Annotated in this window: 17 protein-coding genes and 1 pseudogene; 12 read left to right on the top strand and 6 right to left on the bottom strand. The window is 41.4% G+C overall.

The window, feature by feature from the left end; all coding sequences use genetic code 11:
* Positions 1-100: 100 nt before the first annotated feature.
* The gene (locus RMY00_RS00765; RefSeq protein ID WP_322645735.1) at positions 101-730 is read right to left on the bottom strand and encodes a hypothetical protein; all 630 of its coding nucleotides are present in this window, start codon (positions 728-730) and stop codon (positions 101-103) included.
* Positions 731-1,143: 413 nt separating this feature from the next.
* Here RMY00_RS00765 and galE point away from each other — a divergent pair, with 413 nt between their 5' ends.
* On the top strand, positions 1,144-2,142 hold the full coding sequence (gene galE, locus RMY00_RS00760) for a UDP-glucose 4-epimerase GalE (RefSeq protein ID WP_322645734.1): 999 nt from the start codon (positions 1,144-1,146) through the stop codon (positions 2,140-2,142).
* An 84-nt stretch (positions 2,143-2,226) separates the two neighbouring features.
* Here the strand turns inward: galE and RMY00_RS00755 are convergent, their stop codons facing one another.
* Both RMY00_RS00755 and RMY00_RS00750 read right to left on the bottom strand, forming a co-directional pair.
* On the bottom strand, positions 2,227-2,922 hold the full coding sequence (locus tag RMY00_RS00755; protein ID WP_322645733.1) for a hypothetical protein: 696 nt from the start codon (positions 2,920-2,922) through the stop codon (positions 2,227-2,229).
* Complete coding sequence (locus RMY00_RS00750; protein WP_322645732.1) at positions 2,897-4,168, bottom strand: sulfite exporter TauE/SafE family protein; 1,272 nt, start codon at positions 4,166-4,168, stop codon at positions 2,897-2,899. Before RMY00_RS00750 ends, RMY00_RS00755 begins: the two co-directional genes overlap by 26 nt.
* Before the next feature lie 240 nt (positions 4,169-4,408).
* On the opposite strand from RMY00_RS00750, the gene RMY00_RS00745 reads away from it, so the two are divergent.
* The 3 genes from RMY00_RS00745 (at position 4,409) to RMY00_RS00735 (ending at position 7,331) form a co-directional block, all read left to right on the top strand.
* Positions 4,409-5,383, top strand: coding sequence for a toll/interleukin-1 receptor domain-containing protein (locus RMY00_RS00745; RefSeq protein ID WP_322645731.1), 975 nt, complete (start codon positions 4,409-4,411; stop codon positions 5,381-5,383).
* A gap of 362 nt (positions 5,384-5,745) precedes the next feature.
* Complete coding sequence (locus tag RMY00_RS00740; protein WP_322645730.1) at positions 5,746-6,144, top strand: type II toxin-antitoxin system death-on-curing family toxin; 399 nt, start codon at positions 5,746-5,748, stop codon at positions 6,142-6,144.
* Positions 6,145-6,278: 134 nt separating this feature from the next.
* Positions 6,279-7,331 carry a M28 family peptidase gene (locus RMY00_RS00735; RefSeq protein WP_322645729.1) on the top strand — a complete coding sequence of 351 codons (1,053 nt, stop codon included), beginning with the start codon at positions 6,279-6,281 and terminating at the stop codon, positions 7,329-7,331.
* A gap of 51 nt (positions 7,332-7,382) precedes the next feature.
* On the opposite strand, the gene RMY00_RS00730 is transcribed toward RMY00_RS00735, so the two are convergent.
* Entirely contained in the window at positions 7,383-7,838 is a 456-nt protein-coding gene (locus RMY00_RS00730; RefSeq protein ID WP_322645728.1) for a hypothetical protein, read from the bottom strand.
* 810 nt (positions 7,839-8,648) lie between these two features.
* On the opposite strand from RMY00_RS00730, the gene RMY00_RS00725 reads away from it, so the two are divergent.
* From RMY00_RS00725 to RMY00_RS00715, 3 genes and pseudogenes are all read left to right on the top strand, one after another.
* On the top strand, positions 8,649-10,295 hold the full coding sequence (locus RMY00_RS00725) for an alpha/beta hydrolase (RefSeq protein ID WP_322645727.1): 1,647 nt from the start codon (positions 8,649-8,651) through the stop codon (positions 10,293-10,295).
* Between the two features lie 777 nt (positions 10,296-11,072).
* Complete coding sequence (locus tag RMY00_RS00720) at positions 11,073-11,741, top strand: DUF6875 domain-containing protein (protein ID WP_322645726.1); 669 nt, start codon at positions 11,073-11,075, stop codon at positions 11,739-11,741.
* Between the two features lie 491 nt (positions 11,742-12,232).
* A pseudogene (locus RMY00_RS00715) lies at positions 12,233-13,259 on the top strand (transposase).
* A gap of 32 nt (positions 13,260-13,291) precedes the next feature.
* On the opposite strand, the gene RMY00_RS00710 reads toward RMY00_RS00715, so the two are convergent.
* Positions 13,292-13,786 (bottom strand): helix-turn-helix domain-containing protein, encoded by a 495-nt coding sequence (locus RMY00_RS00710; RefSeq protein ID WP_322645725.1) that lies wholly within the window; start codon positions 13,784-13,786, stop codon positions 13,292-13,294.
* A gap of 619 nt (positions 13,787-14,405) precedes the next feature.
* Between RMY00_RS00710 and RMY00_RS00705 the strand changes: the two genes are divergently transcribed.
* The 3 genes from RMY00_RS00705 to RMY00_RS00695 all read left to right on the top strand — a co-directional run bounded on the left by RMY00_RS00705 (position 14,406) and on the right by RMY00_RS00695 (position 18,067).
* Positions 14,406-14,825, top strand: a complete 420-nt coding sequence (locus RMY00_RS00705) for a hypothetical protein (protein WP_322645724.1) — start codon at positions 14,406-14,408, stop codon at positions 14,823-14,825.
* A 477-nt stretch (positions 14,826-15,302) separates the two neighbouring features.
* The gene (locus tag RMY00_RS00700; RefSeq protein ID WP_322645723.1) at positions 15,303-15,647 is read left to right on the top strand and encodes a beta/gamma crystallin-related protein; all 345 of its coding nucleotides are present in this window, start codon (positions 15,303-15,305) and stop codon (positions 15,645-15,647) included.
* A gap of 203 nt (positions 15,648-15,850) precedes the next feature.
* Positions 15,851-18,067 carry a peptidase domain-containing ABC transporter gene (locus RMY00_RS00695; RefSeq protein ID WP_322645722.1) on the top strand — a complete coding sequence of 739 codons (2,217 nt, stop codon included), beginning with the start codon at positions 15,851-15,853 and terminating at the stop codon, positions 18,065-18,067.
* Between the two features lie 86 nt (positions 18,068-18,153).
* Here RMY00_RS00695 and RMY00_RS00690 read toward each other — a convergent pair whose 3' ends face one another.
* Complete coding sequence (locus RMY00_RS00690) at positions 18,154-18,360, bottom strand: hypothetical protein (RefSeq protein WP_322646027.1); 207 nt, start codon at positions 18,358-18,360, stop codon at positions 18,154-18,156.
* On the opposite strand from RMY00_RS00690, the gene RMY00_RS00685 reads away from it, so the two are divergent.
* Positions 18,308-19,564 carry a polysaccharide lyase family 7 protein gene (locus RMY00_RS00685; RefSeq protein WP_322646012.1) on the top strand — a complete coding sequence of 419 codons (1,257 nt, stop codon included), beginning with the start codon at positions 18,308-18,310 and terminating at the stop codon, positions 19,562-19,564. The genes RMY00_RS00690 and RMY00_RS00685 overlap by 53 nt on opposite strands.
* Before the next feature lie 41 nt (positions 19,565-19,605).
* The gene (locus RMY00_RS00680; protein WP_322645721.1) at positions 19,606-20,988 is read left to right on the top strand and encodes an HlyD family secretion protein; all 1,383 of its coding nucleotides are present in this window, start codon (positions 19,606-19,608) and stop codon (positions 20,986-20,988) included.
* The last annotated feature ends 95 nt before the right edge of the window (positions 20,989-21,083 follow it).

Genomic DNA, 21,083 nt, shown 5'->3' with positions numbered 1-21,083 from the left:
AAGAATTGGTGCAAAGGTAAGGGGAAAATTTTCCCCAATTCTCCCTGCTCCCCTGCTCCCCTGCTCCCCTGCTTCTTTTCTCCTGCCTTCTTCACCTTTATTACCTCTGAACACGTAAGAACCTGTAAATTTCAACGAGATAACTTTCCCAAGTTCTTGTTGTCAATTGCAACGTTTCCGCATTCGGTACAAAGTCTTCCAGTCGTAAACCGCGTGTGCGAATATCTTGGGGACTTCCTTGTAATAAATAGGGAGGCACTTTCAAATTATAAGAAAAAATGCCATCCCCTGTAACATCTGAAATGTTCGCTGCGGTGGTTTGTTGTCCTAACGCCACCAGTGTCCCAGATGTTGGTGTAGCAGTTACTAGAGGTGCCCTATAAAGGAAATAGGCAACGGCTGGTGTACTTGCTAACAGCAAAATTGTCAGTGCCCAACCGATCATGTATCCTCCTGGTTTGTCTATGCCACCTCCTTTTATTTTCTGAGCTGCCAAAATCATCAGTAAAACAGAGGCTCCTAATGGCTTGAGTGGAAAAGACAGCATCCTCCACAACGACGCCACAGCAGGTTCACTGGGGTTAAGAAATGATAGGGCTACGATTACCAAGATAACGACTAGGATTAATCGTCCGACAAAACTTCCAGAGGGATAAAATCGCTGGAACAGAGAATATACGATAGTGCCAATCAGCAGCCACAGCAATACTCGGCTTAACAATAGAAACATAGATTAACTCTCAAATTTTCTGGTGCAGTGAGCCAATGAGGTGGTAAAACAGTCCTCCTTGCTTGGAATTTCCACACCATTTCTTTTGTTCAGAAAAGAAGTGGTTCCCCAAGAGTAACTGTCGTGCATGGTTTCCCTGCATAAAACAACTAGCGACTTCTTAGCTTTAGCGACGCTAGGAGCGTCACCCGTAAGGGTCAACTTAGAGGTTTCGGGAAATGAATTTATTTTATTGCCAAATTGTAATTGCACTGTTTGACTTAAAATACCTTAAACCTCACACCTAATGACTACCGTCGTAGTGATTTTAGTGCAATTTTTTGACACTGCGTCTATTATTTATATTTTTCTAGAAGAGTAATATAGTACCGGTAAACTAAATCAATCGAGTAATCGACTCAAAAGGAAAAATTATGTCGCCTGGAAAGCCTACCATTTTGGTCACGGGGGGAGCTGGATATATTGGTTCTCATACGGTGCTTGCCTTGAAGCAAGCGGGTTATAACGTTGTCATACTTGATAATCTGGTCTATGGGCATCGTGATTTGGTAGAAAAAGTTTTACAGGTAGAACTGATAGTAGGGGATACAGGCGATCGCCCTTTGCTAGATCATCTATTTAAAACCCGTGATATTGCTGCTGTGATGCACTTTTCTGCTTATGCCTACGTAGGAGAATCAGTAACTGATCCGGCTAAATATTACCGCAATAACGTTGTTGGTACTTTGACTCTGTTAGAAGCGATGCTGACGGCATCTGTAAAGAAATTTGTCTTTTCTTCTACCTGTGCCACCTACGGTGTACCAGAATTTGTACCCATTCCAGAAAACCATCCCCAAAATCCGATTAATCCTTATGGCGCGACAAAGCTCATGGTAGAGCGGATTCTTTCTGATTTTGATGTTGCTTACGGTTTTAAATCAGTGCGTTTCCGCTATTTTAATGCTGCTGGTGCTAACCCCAGTGGTTTGCTTGGAGAGGATCACAATCCAGAAACCCATTTGATTCCCTTGGTGCTGATGACAGCTTTAGGCAAACGAGAATCTATCTCAATTTTTGGCACTGATTACCCTACGCCCGATGGTACTTGTATTCGTGATTATATTCATGTTAATGACTTAGCAGATGCCCACATTTTGGGATTGGAATATTTATTAAAAGGTAACGATAGCGAAGTTTTCAATTTGGGCAATGGCAGTGGTTTCTCTGTCAGAGAAGTTATTGCAGCTACTGAACAGGTAACAGGAATTTCTATACCAGTAGAAGAACGCGATCGCCGTCCTGGCGATCCCCCAATTCTCATTGGCGCTAGCGAAAAAGCCAGAACAATTTTAGGCTGGCAACCTCAGTATCCAGCCATTAAAGATATTGTCGGTCATGCGTGGCAGTGGCATCAAAAGCGACATAAGTAAGAAGAGGGGAATGGGGAAAGACTTGTTGTAAGTTCTCACTCAAATCACCTTGTCCCTCTGCCCCCTGCCCCCACTCCCCACTCCCTACTCCCCACCCCCTCTCATATTTCGTAGTACGACAACTAAAATGCCGATAAATCCGAGGATTGGCAGTGCGATCGCCCAAATTGGTAATTGCTGAGATTCACTCTCTCCTAAATTACCGTTGACATCTCGTAGCTTTTGTGTATCCTGTGTGGATCCGCCTGCCACAGTAACTTCAAATTTGAACTCAAAGGGCTTGAATCTTGCTCCAGAAACTGGTTTACCATTTAGTTGCAACTCATAAATACCTGGCTTAGGAAAGACAACTTCCGCACCTGGAATACCTTGATAACGTTCAGCTGTTACAGGTTTTAACTCTGGTTCTAACAGTGGTGGCTCTCCGGTGGCATAAGGTTCGGCATAAACGGCTAACTGACAATTACACTGTGACAGGGGAATCACTCTTCCACCTCTGCGGGTAAGCGCAAACCAGGCTTGGCTTGGTTCTCCAGCACGAGGATTATCATTTGGTTCAATGTGGAGAGTGCCACCGACATCTCTGGCTACTTCCACTTTATGAGCAGACGCCGGGTAAATATTAGTTATTGATATAACTAAGCAACTCAGGAATAATAAATACTTTATTGTTCCTTGATGCCAGGAAATGGCTTTAAATAGGTAACGCCTCTGTTTTTGACTCGTTGAGATGGAGCCAGAAAATAAAGATGATTTACCGCGATTTGGTTGGGGGAACATAAAACTTTTCTACGGCTAACTTTGACCAAAAAAAGTGCGATCGCACCATTAAGACACTGAGGGTAACAATTCCCATCAGTACTACTGCTAATTTATTTCCCCAAGTTGATTGCGAGGAACCCAGGTAATGGGAACCAATCAACACGGCATGAATGGCACTCAAGAGCAAGGCTGGCACACCCAATAGATGAATCTGTCGCCAACGCTTGCCCAAAGATTTCTGCAACGATTCCCAACTCGTTAAAGCGGCGGGGGACATTAATACCAATCCTACAGCACCCGCAGCCATACCCCACTGAAATTCTGGCGGCAGGAAAGAAAAGGCGGCAAATTTCCATTGCAATGAGTGTTCCATCATGTGGGCGGTGTGAACCACAGAAAGCACAAAAGATCCCACTCCCAAGGCTCGACGGTAACGCAGTGGTGATGCCCACAAGCCACTAATGGGACGCGCAATTAAAACCAAAATTAAGCAGATTAAGGCAGCGTGTCCGGTGTAATCTACCATTGTGTCACCAGTTCGCAGCAAGGTGATAACGCCAATGATGAGTGTCACCCAACCGCCTAATCGAAACAACTGACTGCGCTTGTCTTTACTTACCAAAGATGTGGAAACGCCTACACCTAGCATAGTGGGCAGAGTTCCCAGGCCAAAAGCCAGCATAGTTGCCCCACCCATCCATAAATTGCCAGTTTCAGCAGCTTTAATTTGGGCAGCATATAGGAAACCACAGGGCATTAAACCCCAAGTCATTCCTAAAAGCATTGGTGTCCACCATTTGGTTTTTAAGGAAAGCTTAACCATTCCTGTGCTGAGGCGATCGTGTAAACTACCTTGTAACAAGGGGTGTAACACGGGTATTCGCGGCAGTAAATCGGGTTTTACTTGTCCTAAGCCAAACCAAATCAGCATTACGCCAGTTAGAATTGCCATCCAGCGCCGGAAGTCGCTACCAACACCCGCTAGTTGTCCGCCTTGCAACAATACCGAACCTAGCGCCCCAATGCCAGCACCGACTAGAGCATAGCTCAACATCCGCCCCAGGTTTAGCAAAATATGAAATTTTAATTGCTGTTGCCAAGTGCCGGACTTTTCTAAGGTTGATGTGCGTCCCAAAGAGGCTGCTGGTGGTATTTTCGGCTGATGAGATAGGGAAAATGCCATTGTTAAAGGGCCACACATCCCAAAGCAATGTCCAAAACTCCCCAGGAACCCCAGTATTGTGATCAGCAACAAATCTACCATAAAAAAGCCCTGAGTTCTGAGTCATCAGTTCTGAGTGTCAGAATAAAGATTTTGAAGAAGTAATAATAAATTCTTTTCTTCTTTACTCAGCACTCCTCTAGTGGGGCACTGTAAGTGAAGTTGCGATCGCTGTCAAAAGACAAAGCGTCAAACTTGATCTTTATTAGTTCCTTTGTACTGGTATAAGATATAAAGGTATTAATCATAAGTAAATACCTGCCTTTAATTAATAATCGTGGAATGGCTACAATTTTTTTCTCTTATTCACATCGGGATGAAACCCTGCGCGATGAGTTGGAAGTTCATCTTGCTATGCTAAAAAGGCAAGGCTTCATTGAGATGTGGCATGATCGGCGAATAACTGCTGGTGAGGAATTCGATAAGGCAATAAGCAAAAACTTGGAAGAAGCAGACATCATTCTTTTATTAGTCAGTTCAGATTTTTTAGCTTCCAATTATTGTTATGACATTGAGATGCAACGTGCGATGGAAAAGCATGAGAAAGGAGAATCCTACATTATACCTATCATCCTGCGTCCATGCGATTGGCGCAGTGCCCCATTTGGCAAGCTCTTGGTCATGCCAACTGATGGCAAGCCTATCACAAAATTCCCTGATAAAGACGATGCTTTTCTTGAAGTAGTCAACGCTATAAAAGGGACAATTACTCGCCTAAAACTCCGTCAGGATTCCACGTCACCAAGCATAAGTTACGGTTCTGCTATCAAACCACAAATTTTGGATATACCAAGATCGAGCAATCTTCGTATTCGCAAAACATTCTTGGATCGAGACAGGGATCAATTTGTAGAGGAATCGTTTGAATACATATCCAACTTTTTTGAGAATTCACTTGCTGAACTATCCAACCGAAATCTAGAAGTGGATACACATTTCAAGCGTATAGATGCAAATCATTTTTCGGCTATTGTCTACATTAGGGGAAAGAAAGCTACTGAATGTCGAATTTGGATAAGAGGAAGTAGCCACCTTTTTACAAACGGGATTGCATATTCCTCGAATGCTTCAGGAAGTGATAATAGTATTAATGAATCCATATCTATAGTTGATGATGGATATGCTCTTTTTCTGCAACCTTTGGGAATGGCTTTCTTTGCAAGCCAACAAAATGTCAATAAATTATTGTCTCAACAAGGAGCCTCTGAGTATTTTTGGGATATCTTGCTAAGACCATTGCAACAAGGCTCAACATGAGCGTTCTGTGATAAGGGTCAATCTGTAAACTAAAAGAGACCTCTTGCACAAATAATTTATATTATAATAACTGATTAACTAAAAAGCTAACTGAGGATTACCGTCAACATTTGTATCTTCTAACTTCTAACCACCAATTTTGAGTTTATCATGCAAACCTTGAGACTTAGTAAGATAAAAAACAAATTGATACCATCTTTTCAAAGTCTAAAGTTTAGACGTAGTAAGGATGGGGTACTTTTAGTTACGAAACATTCTGGTAATGCTCAAACGACACCTGATAAGTCTGAATTTGAAAAGGCTATAGAAGCTTATCAAAAAGTAAGCAGTAAGTATAGAAATGCACTTCGTGAACTAGCTCAGTGAATGATATTTTTTGGTTGACTGAGGCAGTCATAAAAGCTATGCACAAAGAACAACTAGTGGAACACGGCGGACTTCCAGGTATAAGAGATAGAAATCTGCTTTTAGCTAGTTTAGATAGACCCAAAAATTTATTTGCTTATGGCGAACCTACACCAACTGTTTTTGAATTAGCGGCAGCTTATGCTTTTGCATTTGTAAAAAATCATGCATTTATAGATGGTAACAAAAGGATCGCTTTCGTTTCGATGGCTACTTTTCTTATATTGAATGGATATTCTTTAGAAGTGCCAGAAGAAGAAGTTGTATTAATGATAAAAAGACTTTCAACTGATCAAGAGACTCAAGACTCAATCGCGGATTGGATTAAAGAAAATTCTATTAAAATAGACAATTAAGCTGATTACAAAGTAGCTTTGCAGGTTTATATAAGAATTTAAGGAACCAAAATACTAAACCCTTCCTAGCAATCCTGAAAAGTTGTGCCTGGGGATTTGCGCTACCCTAAGTCTGGAAGGCAAGGATAAATCACATGAGAAAATGGATTTGGCTGATGCTGTTGGTGCTGATGGCAGTTGCCGTAGTGGGTAGCAGAGGTAGCACGTTTTTTGAACAGCGTCCGTCGCCAGCAATTGTTGAGCGCACTCCAGTGGAAACATCCCAACCACAGCCAGAGTCAAAAGAAGTTGACAATGCGCCGCAAGTGTCTACTAATAAGCTATTAACCCATATCCAAAAATTGAATTTTCAGCGCTACACAACAAAAGAGCGATCGCTTACTCGCACTTATATCACAACTGAACTCATAAAATTAGGCTGGAAGCCCAAATTGGAAAAGTTCTCTGAGGGTGTAAATATTTTTGCCGAACGCCCAGGAACTAACAAAGCCGCTAAAGCAATTCTCGTAGGAGCGCATTACGATACTGTTGCCTTATCCCCTGGTGCTGATGATAACGCCAGTGGTGTAGCTGTGGTGTTGGAAGTTGCTCGGTTGCTTGGTTCCCGTCCCACGCCACGAACGTTACAGTTAGCTTTTTTTGACAAAGAGGAAGCAGGACTTTTGGGTAGTCAAGCTTTTGTCAGCAAGACAGCACGCTTACAAAATTTAGGCGGAGCGATCGTTATGGATATGGTAAGTTATGCATGTTACACTCCCGGATGTCAAAAATACCCTGCGGGGTTGCCTATTACCCCAATTAGCGACAAGGGCGACTTTTTGGCAGTAGTCGGTGATACAGAACATTTACCTTTGCTGAGTGCTTTTCAAAACTCACAGATGCTTCCCTCAAATGCTCTGAATAAACAAAAATCAATGCCATCAGTCCTAACATTACCAATTCCTTTTAAAGGTTTACTGACACCAGACACCCTACGCAGCGACCATGCACCATTTTGGTATCAAGGTGTGGGTGCTGTGTTAGTGACTGATACCGCAAATTTACGTACTCCGCACTATCATCAACCTAGCGATGTTCCAGCGACTATCGAGCGATCGTTTTTTACCGGAGCAGCACAGATTGTGGTCAATGCTACTAGTGTCTTGTTAGAGAAAAACGAAGTTTTGGAAACTCAATCACCAAACTGACTGAATAATTCGTAATTCGTAATTCGTAATTCGTAATTAAAGAAGAAATGACTAATTACGTGTAACGGTACTAGTGTTTGGTTCAGGAAAAGTCAAAGTCCAATTGTTTTTATCATTGATTTGAAAGTACAAACCTTGGAGAATCAGCCGCAAAGCCGTTCGAGTTCTAATAAAATTTCTCACCAAATAAGTTCCTGGTTCAGGAAAAATATCATTATAGTTTTTTATCTGACCAAATTGTTTTGAACAGTAACTGCCGGCACCTTTTACGGTTAATACAAGAAATGGAGCTTTTTTGTATTTGTCAGGAATCATAAAAATCCCATAAACATGATGACGACCACGCCACGGCTGAACTATAACCTGAGTAGCATGTACTTTGAACTTTGTAGTTTTGGCAGCAAGAATTGCCTCGGAATTGCACTCAGAATTATTCACAGGCCACCACAGTATAATAATACTCAGGGAGAGCAGCAAAATCAAAATGTAGCGGAGTCTGCGATGCATAAAGCCAAGAAAAATTGTTGATGTAGCTGGTAGAATTTGATGGGTAATGACAAGCTACTAAAGCAGTAAGACTATCCCCGGCAACACCTCTGCAACACGTTCTAAAGGGAAAAAACAGAACATTAAGCGATGAGTTAAACTTTGCTGTTGAAAAAAATTGCAGTCAAGATATCAACCTACAAAAAGTTCAGATTGTAGATGCTTAGTTTACCGCCGTAGGCATCGCTTACCCTGTTCTAGACTTTCCTTACAGTATTAAACCTAGCTGAGAAGCAATCAGGCTTTTGTGGCTGTCAACACTGATTTATCCTCAATTTTTTTAGCTGTGATGAATTTTACAATTCGTTGCTTTTGTTATCGAAACAGAATTTATTAGTCAAAATTCATTCTGAAGACCAAAAAAGCAGATAGCGTAGAGTTAGCGAGTCTGCTTACTCTGTAAGAGTTGCAAGCTACGCTTTTAGCGTCTCGTAGAGAGCGTCTGAATAAGCAGGTTTAAGAGCTTCACTAAATCTTTGATTTAGTAGTCTTCAATCAGTGATGAATCTGAATCCTTCACTGATTGATTCTGAATTCTTCTTCAAGTTTTTGATGTAATTCTGTCCGCATCTGCTAATGCTTTAAGGAGATCAGCATAATGCCAATAGCGAGCCTTGTCTACGGCACACTGCGCGAACGAGCATCGCAGCCCATCCTAAACATCATTATCAAATTCATGCATAAATCTGCTTTTATTTATAGATAATTATTAGGGTAGCCAAATACACAAATATCCGTTATATTCCCGTAAGTAACACTTGGTATATATTTATGAGAAGAAGTTGGGGAAGTCTTAAGACAATTGCGGGTTTCTTTGGCGCAATTGTACTTACACAATTCGGGGCAAATACTCCGGTCATTGCGGCTGATACAGTTGTTGTACGTTTAGGTTTATTTACAGAAACCATTTCCCTTGCTGAGTTGCGAAAGGCTGCAAAAACTGGGGAATTACCTGGGAGTTTACAGCCTTACGCTAAACGATTATCTGAAGAACAACGCCGTTTCTTCTTGGGAGCGTTGGGTATGAATATACCGATGAATGTTGTCACTGTTAATAGGTTAGTTAATACCCAGATTGGTACAACTATTCTCAGTGACTTTGCTACAGCCTTAGCCAGAAAGGACAAAGCTGGGGTGCAAGCACTGAGAGCAGGATTGGTATTAGGTTCTACAGCGCCGGAAGGTCTTTCTATACTGAGTTTTATCGCGGCTTATCCCAGTAAACGTTTAGAAATTGATTTACCAAAGGCTTTTATAGTTGCACAGAGTTTGAATACAGCTTTTTGGCGCACCCAGCAATTTATGCTAGCGATCGCTCCCCAACTCGACACCAAAACACCGCAGATTGCTTACCCTTTTGATCCCAGTCAACCAGGAACCGCTCAAGTAAAAATACTCAACTTAAGCCTGAATGACCAAAAGCGCGACCGTAAAATTCCAGTTGATGTTTACTGGTCAACTACTGCAACTCCCGACAAACCTTTGATTGTCCTTTCTCACGGCTTCACATCAGTCCGCACAGACTTGCATTACCTGGCAGAACATTTAGCATCTCACGGTTATGTAGTAGCAGCTTTAGAACATCCCGGTAGTAACCAGGCAAATACTAACTCAGCATTACAAGGCAAAACCAGTCTTATGAAGCCTGAGGAGTTTTTGGATCGCCCTCGAGATATTAGTTTTATACTCGACGAATTAGAAAAGCTCAACCAAACGGCTAATCATCCGCTACAAGGAAAACTTGCAACAAATAACGTGATGGTCATTGGCCATTCTTTTGGTGGTGGTACAGCTTTAGAAATTGCTGGAGCAGAGTTACAACTTGAACAACTCAAACAACGCTGTAAAAATAAGTTGACTACTTTCAGTGAGGGAGAAGTTATGCAGTGCATCGCTCAAAAGCTACCAGAAAATACCTATCAACTACGGGATACTAGAATAAAACAGGCGATCGCTCTCAATCCTACAACTTCTCTGATTTTTGGCGAAACTGGGTTAACTAAGGTGCAAGTTCCTACCCTAGTGTTAGCAAGTTCCGCAGATAAAACCACCCCAGCTTTAACAGAACAGATTGCGGGATTTGACAAAATCCCATCCCCAAAATGGCTAGTTGGTATAGTTGGCGGTACTCATCTGAGTGTAAAAGACCCCACTACCACATTGGATCAGATAGGAAAACCAAATACACCAATTAGTGGTGGTGAAGTTGTGGGTGAACAAGCAGCAGATGTTCGCAAGTACGTTAAAGCTATAGCTTTGGCCTTTGCTTTCCAGATGACTCCAGAAGCTAAAAAATATGCTATTTTTCTGACATCAGATTATGCCCAATTTGCTTCAACTAAGGCATTTCCATTTCGCCTAATTACGCAGATTCCTCCTGATGCTATGGCAGTAGTGAGAGAATTTGTTGAGAAATAAGCGACTTCCAATTAAACAAATATCCAATTTTGTACTAAATAGATTTTGCAGATGTCTAAGCCCTTGTCGAAACGGTACTAGCTTAATAGACTAGACTTTATCTATTAAGTAATATACAGATGATAAAATTAGGCTGAATTTATAATATCTAGCTAGATTAAATTATAGTAATTTAAGCTAGATAAAATCATAGTAACTTGATATTAAATGCGTGTTTACTGTTAAATCTACACTAAAATTTTACAGTAAAAATAACTACTTACATATAAACTTTATAATATACTCATTAAAAATAATAGAAGCTTAAGAGTGTAAAAAAGTATGGATATTTGCTGAATAATACAGATGTATTCTACCTAAAATTACCAAATTGATGAAGGCAGCTATGCTGAAGGCAATTAGAGGGGGTCTGAATCCCTTCTAATTGAAAACCACTAAATTTATGATTTAGTTGGGAGTCTTAAACCTAGTTTGGGCAAGGCACAAAAGCATAGCTTAAAACTTTATCTGTCCTCTGACTTCTACCTTGCTCAAAGGATAGATAAATGAATACAACTGGCTTGATGCAAAATATGTTTGTGTATTTATTGGTGTAAGCTCTTTTAAATTCACAAAAATATTAAAGCATTTTTATTCGCTAAAATCACAGATTAACCCAAAAAAAGAGAGTTCAAGGCTTGTTTTGTTTGCTTAGATAATAAGTAGTTTCAGACACATCATATTGTCAAAGCAATTTTGGATTCAGAATTAGACAATTACCCTATTTGAGTTAAGCTCATGAAACTTTATACAACTCTTGAAATCGAAAAACTCCAGCAGAATGAAGACCTTCCTTACTTGATTGAAATTATGAATTGGGTGAAAAATTTTTTAGGAAGACCTCATCCTAACTTAGGAAGACCTGGCGTAGTTTGCCCTTTTGTACCTCACTCTCTCAAGTCAAACAGTATTCGTCTGGCAGTTATTCACACAAAAGATTTGTATGTAGAGGAATTAGAAGAAATTGTTGGACGCTACCGAGATATCTTTCTTGAGATGGAAGTTAAAGAGGAGGAATTAGCAATAAATAGAGCTTTTTTACTTATCTTTCCTGACATCCATGTAGAAGATGCTCCTAAGTTAGTAGATAGTGTCCAACAAAAACTTAAACCTTTGTTTGTTGAGTCAGGACTAATGATAGGAGAATTTCATAACCGTAATCAAAGTCCTGGTTTGCACAACCCAAACTTTCGTCCACTTCGTAGCCCTATCCCCTTATTGGCTATCCGATTTATGGTTGAAGCTGACCTACCCTTTCTTGAGAGTCCGGCTGATCCATACTTACGTATTCGATATCTGGAAGCTTATTTAAAGTGTTTTGGTCATAAATTTACAGATGAAACAAAGTTTAGAAATGCTCATCGCGCATTAGCTTTAGCAAAAGAACAAACAGCTATTTTCAGGTAAATATACCAACCACTCTGTAGGGACATAGCAATGCCTATGGGTGTCAACGAAAATCGGCGGTAATCCCATTCTTTCAAGGAATGGGAGGAATAAGCTAAAATACATCTAAATGTGCATATTAAAATTTTTTTAATATTTTGTGCGGTGAGCATCTTGCCCGTGCTGATTATGCAATTTGAATGCCGATTAGCTTAGTTGTCCGCCGATTTAGTCATTAGACCTCTTGGCATTTGTGCTTTTTGCAAGAAAGGGAAAAGGGTAAAGGGGAAAAAGACGATACAGAACTTTTTCCCCTTATCCCCAGAGGGGGCCCTACCTTCCCCTTTTCCCGACTTATGCAAGAAGTCTATTAGTCATTGGTACTAATTACTAATGACTTTTTTACTATTTAAAAGCAATACCGTAGCCAAAATAAGAGCATGAAGAGGTAGGGCGTTTCGTAGTAGAGTTATTGTCTCTCACAACGACAACTCAAAAACTACTTCTCGCCCATGCCCGATATCTTATCACTCCTGCAATGCCTGCTGCCGCAAATAAACGCAACAACGATGCGGCAATTGAACCAAATTATCCTGGCAATGTTAGCTCTAAATGGTCGAGTTACGATGTTGGGAATTGCCCGTTGGACAAGTGCAGGTGGTAGCTATAGGACAATGGGGAGATTTTTCTCGACAGTAATACCTTGGGCAACATTGTTTTGGCTGTTTTTTAGTGATATTAACATCTGAACTATTACTAATTAAAAAGATGATTAACTCACTATTCGAGCTAGTAGCTAACTTTATCCCTTTGACGTACTTGGTATTAGATGGTCATTTTGGTAACAAGAATGCTTTGCAGATGGCACGACAAGTTAACTTGCACATAATTTCCAAGCTGCGCCATGATTCAGCATTATACGTCCCTTATGAAAATCCTGACTTCAGTAAACGCTCTCGTCGTAAATACGGTGACAAACTAGACTATTGTCATATACCTGACAAATATTTATGTAAAAGTGATATTGAAGATGAGATTCAAACTGATCTTTATCAAGCCACACTTCTTCACAAAGAATTTGCCCAGTCTCTCAATGTAGTGATTCTAGTTAAAATCAATCTCAAAACCAATGCTCGCAGCCGTGTAATTCTCTTTTCTAGTGACTTAGATTTATCATTTGACAAAATAATAGATTACTACAAACTCCGTTTTCAAATCGAATTTAACTTCCGGGATGCCAAGCAATTTTGGGGTTTAGAGGATTTTATGAATTTGAGCCAAACTGCTGTGACTAATGCCGCTAATCTCGCCTTCTTTATGGTTAATTTATCCCATCATCTTTTGGCTGATTTCCGTAAACATAATCCTGGTTCTGGCATTATTGACCTGAAAGCTTATTACCGAGGTTTTCGATATGTCCGTGAAATGCTAAAAATACTTCCTCAAAAGCCTGAGCCTATTTTATTAGCGCAAATTTTTGCCAAGCTCGCTTCTTTGGGACGTATTCATCCCCTTTCCACAGGTGTTGAACCCTCGTAAATTGGCTAAGGTATTGAAAAGAGTACTGTTTTTTATAAAAGCCGCACTAAACCTTTTTGGTGTAAGGTTTCTTGCTTAGTTGTGTTGCCTTTTGGTCGTGTGGAAAGCCCCATCTCCTTAAGCAAACGGTTAATATGACAACTGCTAACCTTAATTCCCAATTCTTTTGCCAAATGCTTGCTTAACCATTGTGCTGTCCAGTTTTCAAATGAATAGCCAGCAAGGCGTGGACTATGGCTTACCAATTCTTTTAAGTGAGTGAGGTATTGCTCATTGACAGTTTTAGGTCTTCCCATCAAGCGATCGCTCCATTTGTGAGCTTGTCCTGTTTGTGCGATCGTAATCCAGTAGCGTGCTGTCTCTTGAGAACATCCCAAAGCTTCACAAATTTGAGTTTGAGATTCACCTGCATCGAAAAGCAGCATAATTTCAATGCGACGACGGTATTCTGCACGTAAGTCGGTTTCTAAGCTTTTCAGCAGGTATCTGCGCTGAAAGGGTGTTAAGCAAAGACCTGGATTTTCCATAACGATTCCCCCTAGTAGAACTTGCACTCTTTGAAAGTTCGTTTAGCTTCTTTGCGAACCTCTGCTTACTTATCGGAATCAAAAGTCTATGAATTCCGCAACTAGTTACAAAAGTTCATAATTATCAAGTGGATTAACTAGGACTTAGGCACTCATACCATTTCTTTGTGAGGCTGCCCCAAATTTCCTTGGATTCTTCTTGTTTGTGCCCTTTGCGACGGCAGTCGCTCATGGGGGAGACCCCCAAGACCGCGCTGCCTCCCCTTTGCGGTTCGTTCCTCATATAATTGGGCGCATCTTTATATAGAATTGGTCTCAGTCGCCTAATCCCCTTAAAAAGAATACCCAAGAGGCTAAAGCCATTCGCTACATGAACCAAGTCCCTTAAATTCCATGATTCAGAGTAGTCAAAGAATGTTATAAAACTTTAGTTTGAGAAACAAAATTAACTTGTTTTTAATATAAAAAACTTGAATGATGAAAACATAATTCATTGAATTATGTGTAACAAGTTAGTTGAAAAGCCTTGATTTTATAGATTTAATCTCAGAAAATCTAAATGGATTTAGACAAGACATTACTAATTCCACATAAAAATCTGAAATAAAGGAAAGTAACAATGTTAAACACCAAAGAACATTTCAATCAACTTGAGATGGATACTATTCAACAGGAGCTTTTGTTTACCGAATTAACTCCCGAGGCTGCTGCCGTTGTTGAAGGAGGAGCTGGTATTGATAGTTTTGGTAGTACAATTAATTTTGATACATCTCTCTCCTCACGATCGTTCAATGTGCGGCCAGGTGGAGGCATCACTCTCGTTACCAGTACCAAATCGGGTAAGAATAACCGATCCTTTAATGCCATTATTAGAAATGTTAAGACTGGTAATACAACGCCACCAAAGTCAGTTAAAGTTGGTAATTCAATTACTACTCAATGGGACAAAATACGAGGAGGTACTTACAAAATCGATTTTAAAGATACTAAAGATGGTATATATGTCACTGGCACTATAGGCGTTGCCTACGATACCTGAGGTAGCACTTTTACTAAACGCTTAGGAGTCCGATAGAACAAGCTGATAGACTAGCTTAACTAAAGCGATCGCTACTTTTCTCTTGATCGCCTTCCTGTTCAATCAAGGGCAATGTAAAATCAAACAACCTCTGTTTCAACAATCTAATTACACTTTCCAAGATCATACACATTAAACCTGTAGGGGCATATAACGAGCGCTCCTACATTCATTTTTTTATGCTCAAAAATAAAAATAAAAAATGAAGTATTTTTTAATAAAAAAACTTGAATAATAAAAACATAAATCATTTAATTATGCAAAAAAAATCACTTTTGTATTCTTGACTTTATAGATTTAATATCAGAATCTTAAAGTGGGATTAGACCAATTTTCACTAATTACATTTCAATATCAATATGAAATCAAGGAAACTGGTTCTAGCTATTGCTTAATCAATTCTTGCAGAATAATTCATACTTGAATAGGAGAAAAACAATGTTCAGTACCGATAAAGTAATTTGTAGTTCTGAGCAACAACTATTTACAGAATTAACTCCTGAAGAAGGAGCCATCATCGAAGGTGGTGCGGATTTAGAACTTTACAATGGCGACAAATTTAGGGGTTTGATACTGGCTACGAACAAAAGCCGCAAGAATGTAGGTGATACCGCAAATGACCTAACTACCTCAGCTATAGTTAAGCGTGGTACATGGTTGTTATGGACAGGCGCGAATTACACGGGGACGTCTAGGCGAGTAGGAGTAGGAAAGTATCCGAATCTTTTCTTTGACATAGGCTTGCCTAACGATTCGATCTCATCGGTTCAGCGTGTAAAATAATCCCGTAAAGAACCGAAACTGTGCAGCACGGTGGGGCTGAAATTTTAATTGGTCTACCCCGATTTTTCTTAGTTTTCCAATTTAATTAGGTTGACCTATTTTATTCATTTTTGAGTTGAGTCAACACCTCTAACATTTTGAAAACTAGCTTTGGTCGGGGTGAAAGCCCCGACTCACTTTCTCCTATGTGTAAGTTCTAAGTTATGAAATACCAAAGTGTACTCCAACACAGTGAAGAAGACTGTGGTGCTGCCTGCCTTGCTACTATTGCCAAACACTACGGACGCACCTTTGCCATTAGTCGAATGCGGGAAGTAGTTGGTACAGGATCGCGGGGAACCAGCCTGCTGGGTTTGAGCCGGGGTGCAGAAACTCTAGGATTTAATACGCGTCAAGTTAAAGCCTCCGTGCAACTGCTTGACCAATTGCATAAAGCGCCTCTACCTGCCATCATTCACTGGAAAGGCTACCACTGGGTAGTTCTGTATGGGCAAAAGGGGAGAAAATACGTAATTGCTGACCCTGGTGTAGGCATCCGCTATCTCACCCGCGAGGAGTTGCTCGAAGGGTGGGGCAATGGCATCATGCTGCTGCTAACGCCAGATGACAACCGCTTTTATCAGCAATCAGATGATAAAATCGGTGGCTTTGGGCGTTATCTGATGCGGGTTTTACCCTATCGCGCTATTCTGATTCAAGCGATCGCAATTAACATAGTCATCGGACTACTTTCCCTTGTCTCTCCTTTAATGATGCAATTGCTTACCGATGACGTACTTGTGCGGGGAGATACGCAACTGCTGACAGTCGTGGCAATTGGAGCGATCGCTATGAGTCTATTTAGCAGTGCGATCGGTTTGGTACAATCTCACCTAATTGGTCACTTTGGTCAACGCTTGCAATTAGGACTGATTCTAGAATACGGGCGACAACTGTTGCGTTTGCCCCTCTCATACTTTGAAGGACGACGCAGTGGGGAAGTAGTTAGCCGCATTGCCGATGTGGATCACATCAACGAGCTAGTTTCCCAAATTGTCCTCGGTTTACCCAGCCAATTTTTTATCGCCTTGGTTTCCTTGGGCTTCATGCTCTTTTACAGTTGGGGGCTGACTTTGGCTTCCCTGGCTGCCTTTATGATTGTCACCCTTGTTAACTTGCTTTTTCTCCCGGCTTTGCGCCAGAAAACCCGTCAGGCGATCGTCTTGGGTACAGAAAACCAAGGCTTTCTCGTTGAAACTTTTCGCGGTGTCCAGGTGCTAAAAACTACCCAAGCCACTCCCCAAGCTTGGCAAGAGTATCAGGCAAATTATGGTCGGCTGGCTAACTTGGGCTGGAGTACTATGAAGTTGGGGCTTTACAGTGGCACAATTACTAATATTATTTCCACTTTTACTAGTATTGCCTTACTGTGGTTAGGGTCATACTTGGTAATTAATCACACCTTAAGCATCGGTCAGTTGCTAGCGTTTAGTGGGATGAGTGGTAACTTTCTCGGCTTTCTGAGTTCAGTCATCGGCTTAGTTGATGAGTTTATCACTGCCCAGATTGTCATCCAACGCCTGACGGAGGTGATTGATGCTACGCCAGAAGATGACAAAGACGAGAAAAAGCCTTGGGCAGAACTTAAGGGCAATGTAGATATTACTTGCACCAACCTTAATTTCCACCACGCAGGTAGAGTTGATTTGCTGCAAGATTTTTCGCTGATTATCCCTGGCGGTCAAGTCGTTGCTCTGATTGGTAAATCCGGTTGTGGTAAAAGCACCCTCGCCAAACTGCTTGCTGGTTTATATTTCCTCCAATCTGGCAATATCCGCTATGGCATCTATAATCAGCAAGACCTCTCAATGGAATGTCTGCGTCAACAGGTGGTGCTAGTACCTCAAGAACCTCACTTCTGGAGTCGCTCAATTCTTGAAAACTTCCGCTTCAGCTATCCTCAAATCACCTTTGAACAAATTGTACAAGCTTGCGAGATTGCTGGTGCAGATGAGTTTATTAGTAAACTTCCCGATAAGTATCAAACTGTTTTAGGCGAATTTGGCGCGAATCTTTCTGGTGGGCAACGACAAAGATTAGCGATCGCTAGAGCTATAGTTACTGATCCGCCAATATTAATTTTAGATGAATCCACTGGCGCTCTCGATCCAGTGAGTGAAGCCAAACTGCTAGATAGACTGCTATCTCATCGCCTGGGCAAAACCACAATTATGATTAGCCATCGCCCGAAAGTCATTGGGCGGGCTGATTGGATTGTACTGCTAGAAGAAGGGCGTTTAAAAATCCAAGGCACTCCAGAGGCTCTGCGCCATCAGCCTGGTGAACACTTAGACTTTTTAGACGGCGTTGACCCATTTACAAATGGTTTAGTGCCATTCTCTTCTAACTCTAATGGTAAATTCAGCGCAATCAGTAAATAAAATCATCTATGACTTACGCATTGACAAAAAAGATCATTCATTTATGAAATCTAAGTAACAACTCATTGTTCAACATTTAATAAAGGTTAAAGAATGAATAGAAAATTTTCAAAGCTGTCTTTCACGATAGCTGTCTCGACTGCAATGATAGCTAGTACTTCTCTAGCGTCGCCTACCGTTGTGTCGTTCAGCGATGCTACTGCCACATCTACTAGTGGTTCGTTTGTTGCAGACAACGCTATTGACAAAAATAAGAATACCCATTGGGAGGCTGCCGCCCGTGGTGCTTCCATAACTGCGAGATTCAATAGCTGCCAGCGCGTAGATGATCTGGTGCTTAACTGGTACGGCACGAACAAGTATACCTACAGCGTACAGCTTTCTAAGGACAATGGTGCAACTTGGACTACTGTGGTCAGTAAAACCTCTGGCAAGGGCAATGAAAACAAGCAAAACGTCAACGACCAAGCCGCCAACGCGATCAAGATTGTGGGTGATAATGATTCTAGATTGCGTATCGACGAATTGAAGATTAATTCCTTGCGTTCGACCAATGGCTGTACGAGCAGTGGTACTTCAAATTCCTCAACTGATGAGAGCAGTGATACTTCAAATTCCTCAACTGGTGAAAGTAGTGATACTTTAAATTCTTCAACTGATGAAAGTAGTGATACTTCAATTTCTTCAACTGGTGAGAGCAATGGTAACGCTCAGTATCCGGCCGATGTGCTTGACTTAAGCAAGTGGAAGCTCACCCTGCCAATCAGCTTGAATTCCCCGCCCAACTCAAACAAGGCAACGGAAATTAAGCAGCCGCAACTCAAAACATACAGTAATTCAGAATATTTTCGTCTGAATGCTGCGAAGAATGGTGTGCTTTTGAAAGCGATCGCTGGTGGCGCACGTACCAGCACAAATACTGCTTACCCCCGTTCTGAACTGCGTGAAATGCAGGGTGATGGTACGGAGTCCGCTGCCTGGAACTGTAGGAATATTGATCATGCCATGTACCTGGAACAGACCCTGTTGCACACCACCACGAACAAGCCGGAAGCCACCATCGGGCAGATCCATGACTCAAAAAACGACCTCGTGATGGTGAAGTACTTCGGCCCGTCCTTTGCTAACGGCTCGACGGACATCGGCAAGCTTGAAGCCCGCTTCAACAACGACAATATTACCAAGCTTCTCGACAGCACATATAAGATTGGCGATCCGATGACTATCGACATTGCTGTTACGTCCGGTGGCAATGTTACCGTCAACTATAAAAACCTGCGTTCCGGTGTAACGAGTAGTACTGGTACAGTGAGGATGACGGGTATTATCGGTTCCTGTTACTTCAAGGCTGGCATGTATATTCAAGCTTGCTCAAAAACTGATATTTACGGCAAAACCAACACTGTGTGTGCGAACAAAAACTTATCTGCTAATAAATACGAAACTGACCCTTACGCTTACTCGGAAATAGAAGTACGCAAAATTACCCTACGCTAATTTTGCCACTCTAATTTGTCAATACATTAAGTTAAACCATCATGGTTAGCCATTCAAACTCAGACTACTTGCCCCCAATTCAAGACAACGAATTTCTCCCGCCACTTGGTCGTTGGACTACTTGGGGCGGACTAGTTCTTGTCTGTGCTGTGGGGTTAGGCGTTCCACTCGCCTCTGTTACCAAATATAAAGTGACAGTTAAAGGACAAGCTGTTGTCCGCCCTGCTGGTGAATTGCGACTTGTGCAAGCTGCTACGGAAGGTCAGGTGATGCGGGTTTTTGTTGCAGAAAATCAAGTTGTCAAAAAAGGGGATGTGATTGCTACTATTGACAACTCGAAGCTACAAACCAAAAAGAGCCAACTGCAAAGTAACATTGGGCAAAGTCGTTTACAACTGTTTCAAATCAACGCCCAGATTAATGCCATTAATAGCCAAGTTTTAGCTGAAACTGAGCGCGTCAACCGGGTTATTGCTGGTGCTGAAGCTGAATTAAGCGATCGCAGCCGGAACTATCAAGATAAACTTATTACTACCACTACTGATGTCGAAGAAGCGGATGCCAATGTCAAAGCTGCGGATGCTAGTTTAAAAGCAGCCCAGTCAAAGCGAAATCGCTATGAGACTGTAGCCAAAGCCGGAGCCTTGTCTCAAGATCAATTTGAGGAAGCACAACTAACTGTTCGCCAGCAAGAACAAGCTCTCTTAGCAGCTAAAGCCAAATTGCAAAATGTCCAAACTGCTCTTAATCCCAGTAATGCACAAGTAGCGATCGCTTATAATCGCATTGCCCAAGAAAAAGCTACAGGTCAAGCCAACATTGCTACTTTGGACAAAGAACGCCAAGCTTTAATCCAGCAACGAATTGAAATCCAAAAACAACTAGAGAGTGACACCCGCGAACTTCAACAAGTAAATATTGACCTCAGCCAGACTAAAATTACTGCCACAGCAGACGGAATTATTTCTAAATTAAACCTGCGAAACTCCGGTCAAACTGTGCCTGCTGGAGAGCAGATTGCCCAAATTGTCCCTAGTGATGCTCTTTTGGAGATTAAGGCAGCAGTAGCACTTCAGGATAAAAATAAGTTGAAACAAGGTCAAAAGGTACAAATGCGAGTTTCTGCTTGTCCTTATCCAGATTATGGGACTCTCAAAGGCAAGGTTAAGACGATTTCCCCAGATGCGATAGCACCTCAAGGAAATGCTGCTAATGCCACCGCCACAACATCTGCCAGCCAAAAGATGACAGATGTTGGTGCGTTCTATGAGTTAACAATTGAGCCAGAAAGCCTTTCTTTAGGTAGAGACAAACACCAGTGTGCTATTCAATTAGGAATGGAGGGTACAGTTGATATTATTTCTAGAGAAGAGACTGTGATGCAATTCTTTTTGAGGAAGGCAAGGTTGATTGCAGATTTGTAGAGCCTTGGCGTAGCCCGCCGCAGGCATCGCATTGTAACTATTCGTAATTATTTCTCGTAATCCTACTGTGGATTTTCTATCTATCCTTGATAAGG

The organism is Nostoc sp. ChiVER01, from assembly GCF_034531155.1.
Taxonomy (GTDB): Bacteria; Cyanobacteriota; Cyanobacteriia; order Cyanobacteriales; family Nostocaceae; genus Nostoc.
This window is presented reverse-complemented; position numbering and strand designations above follow the sequence as displayed.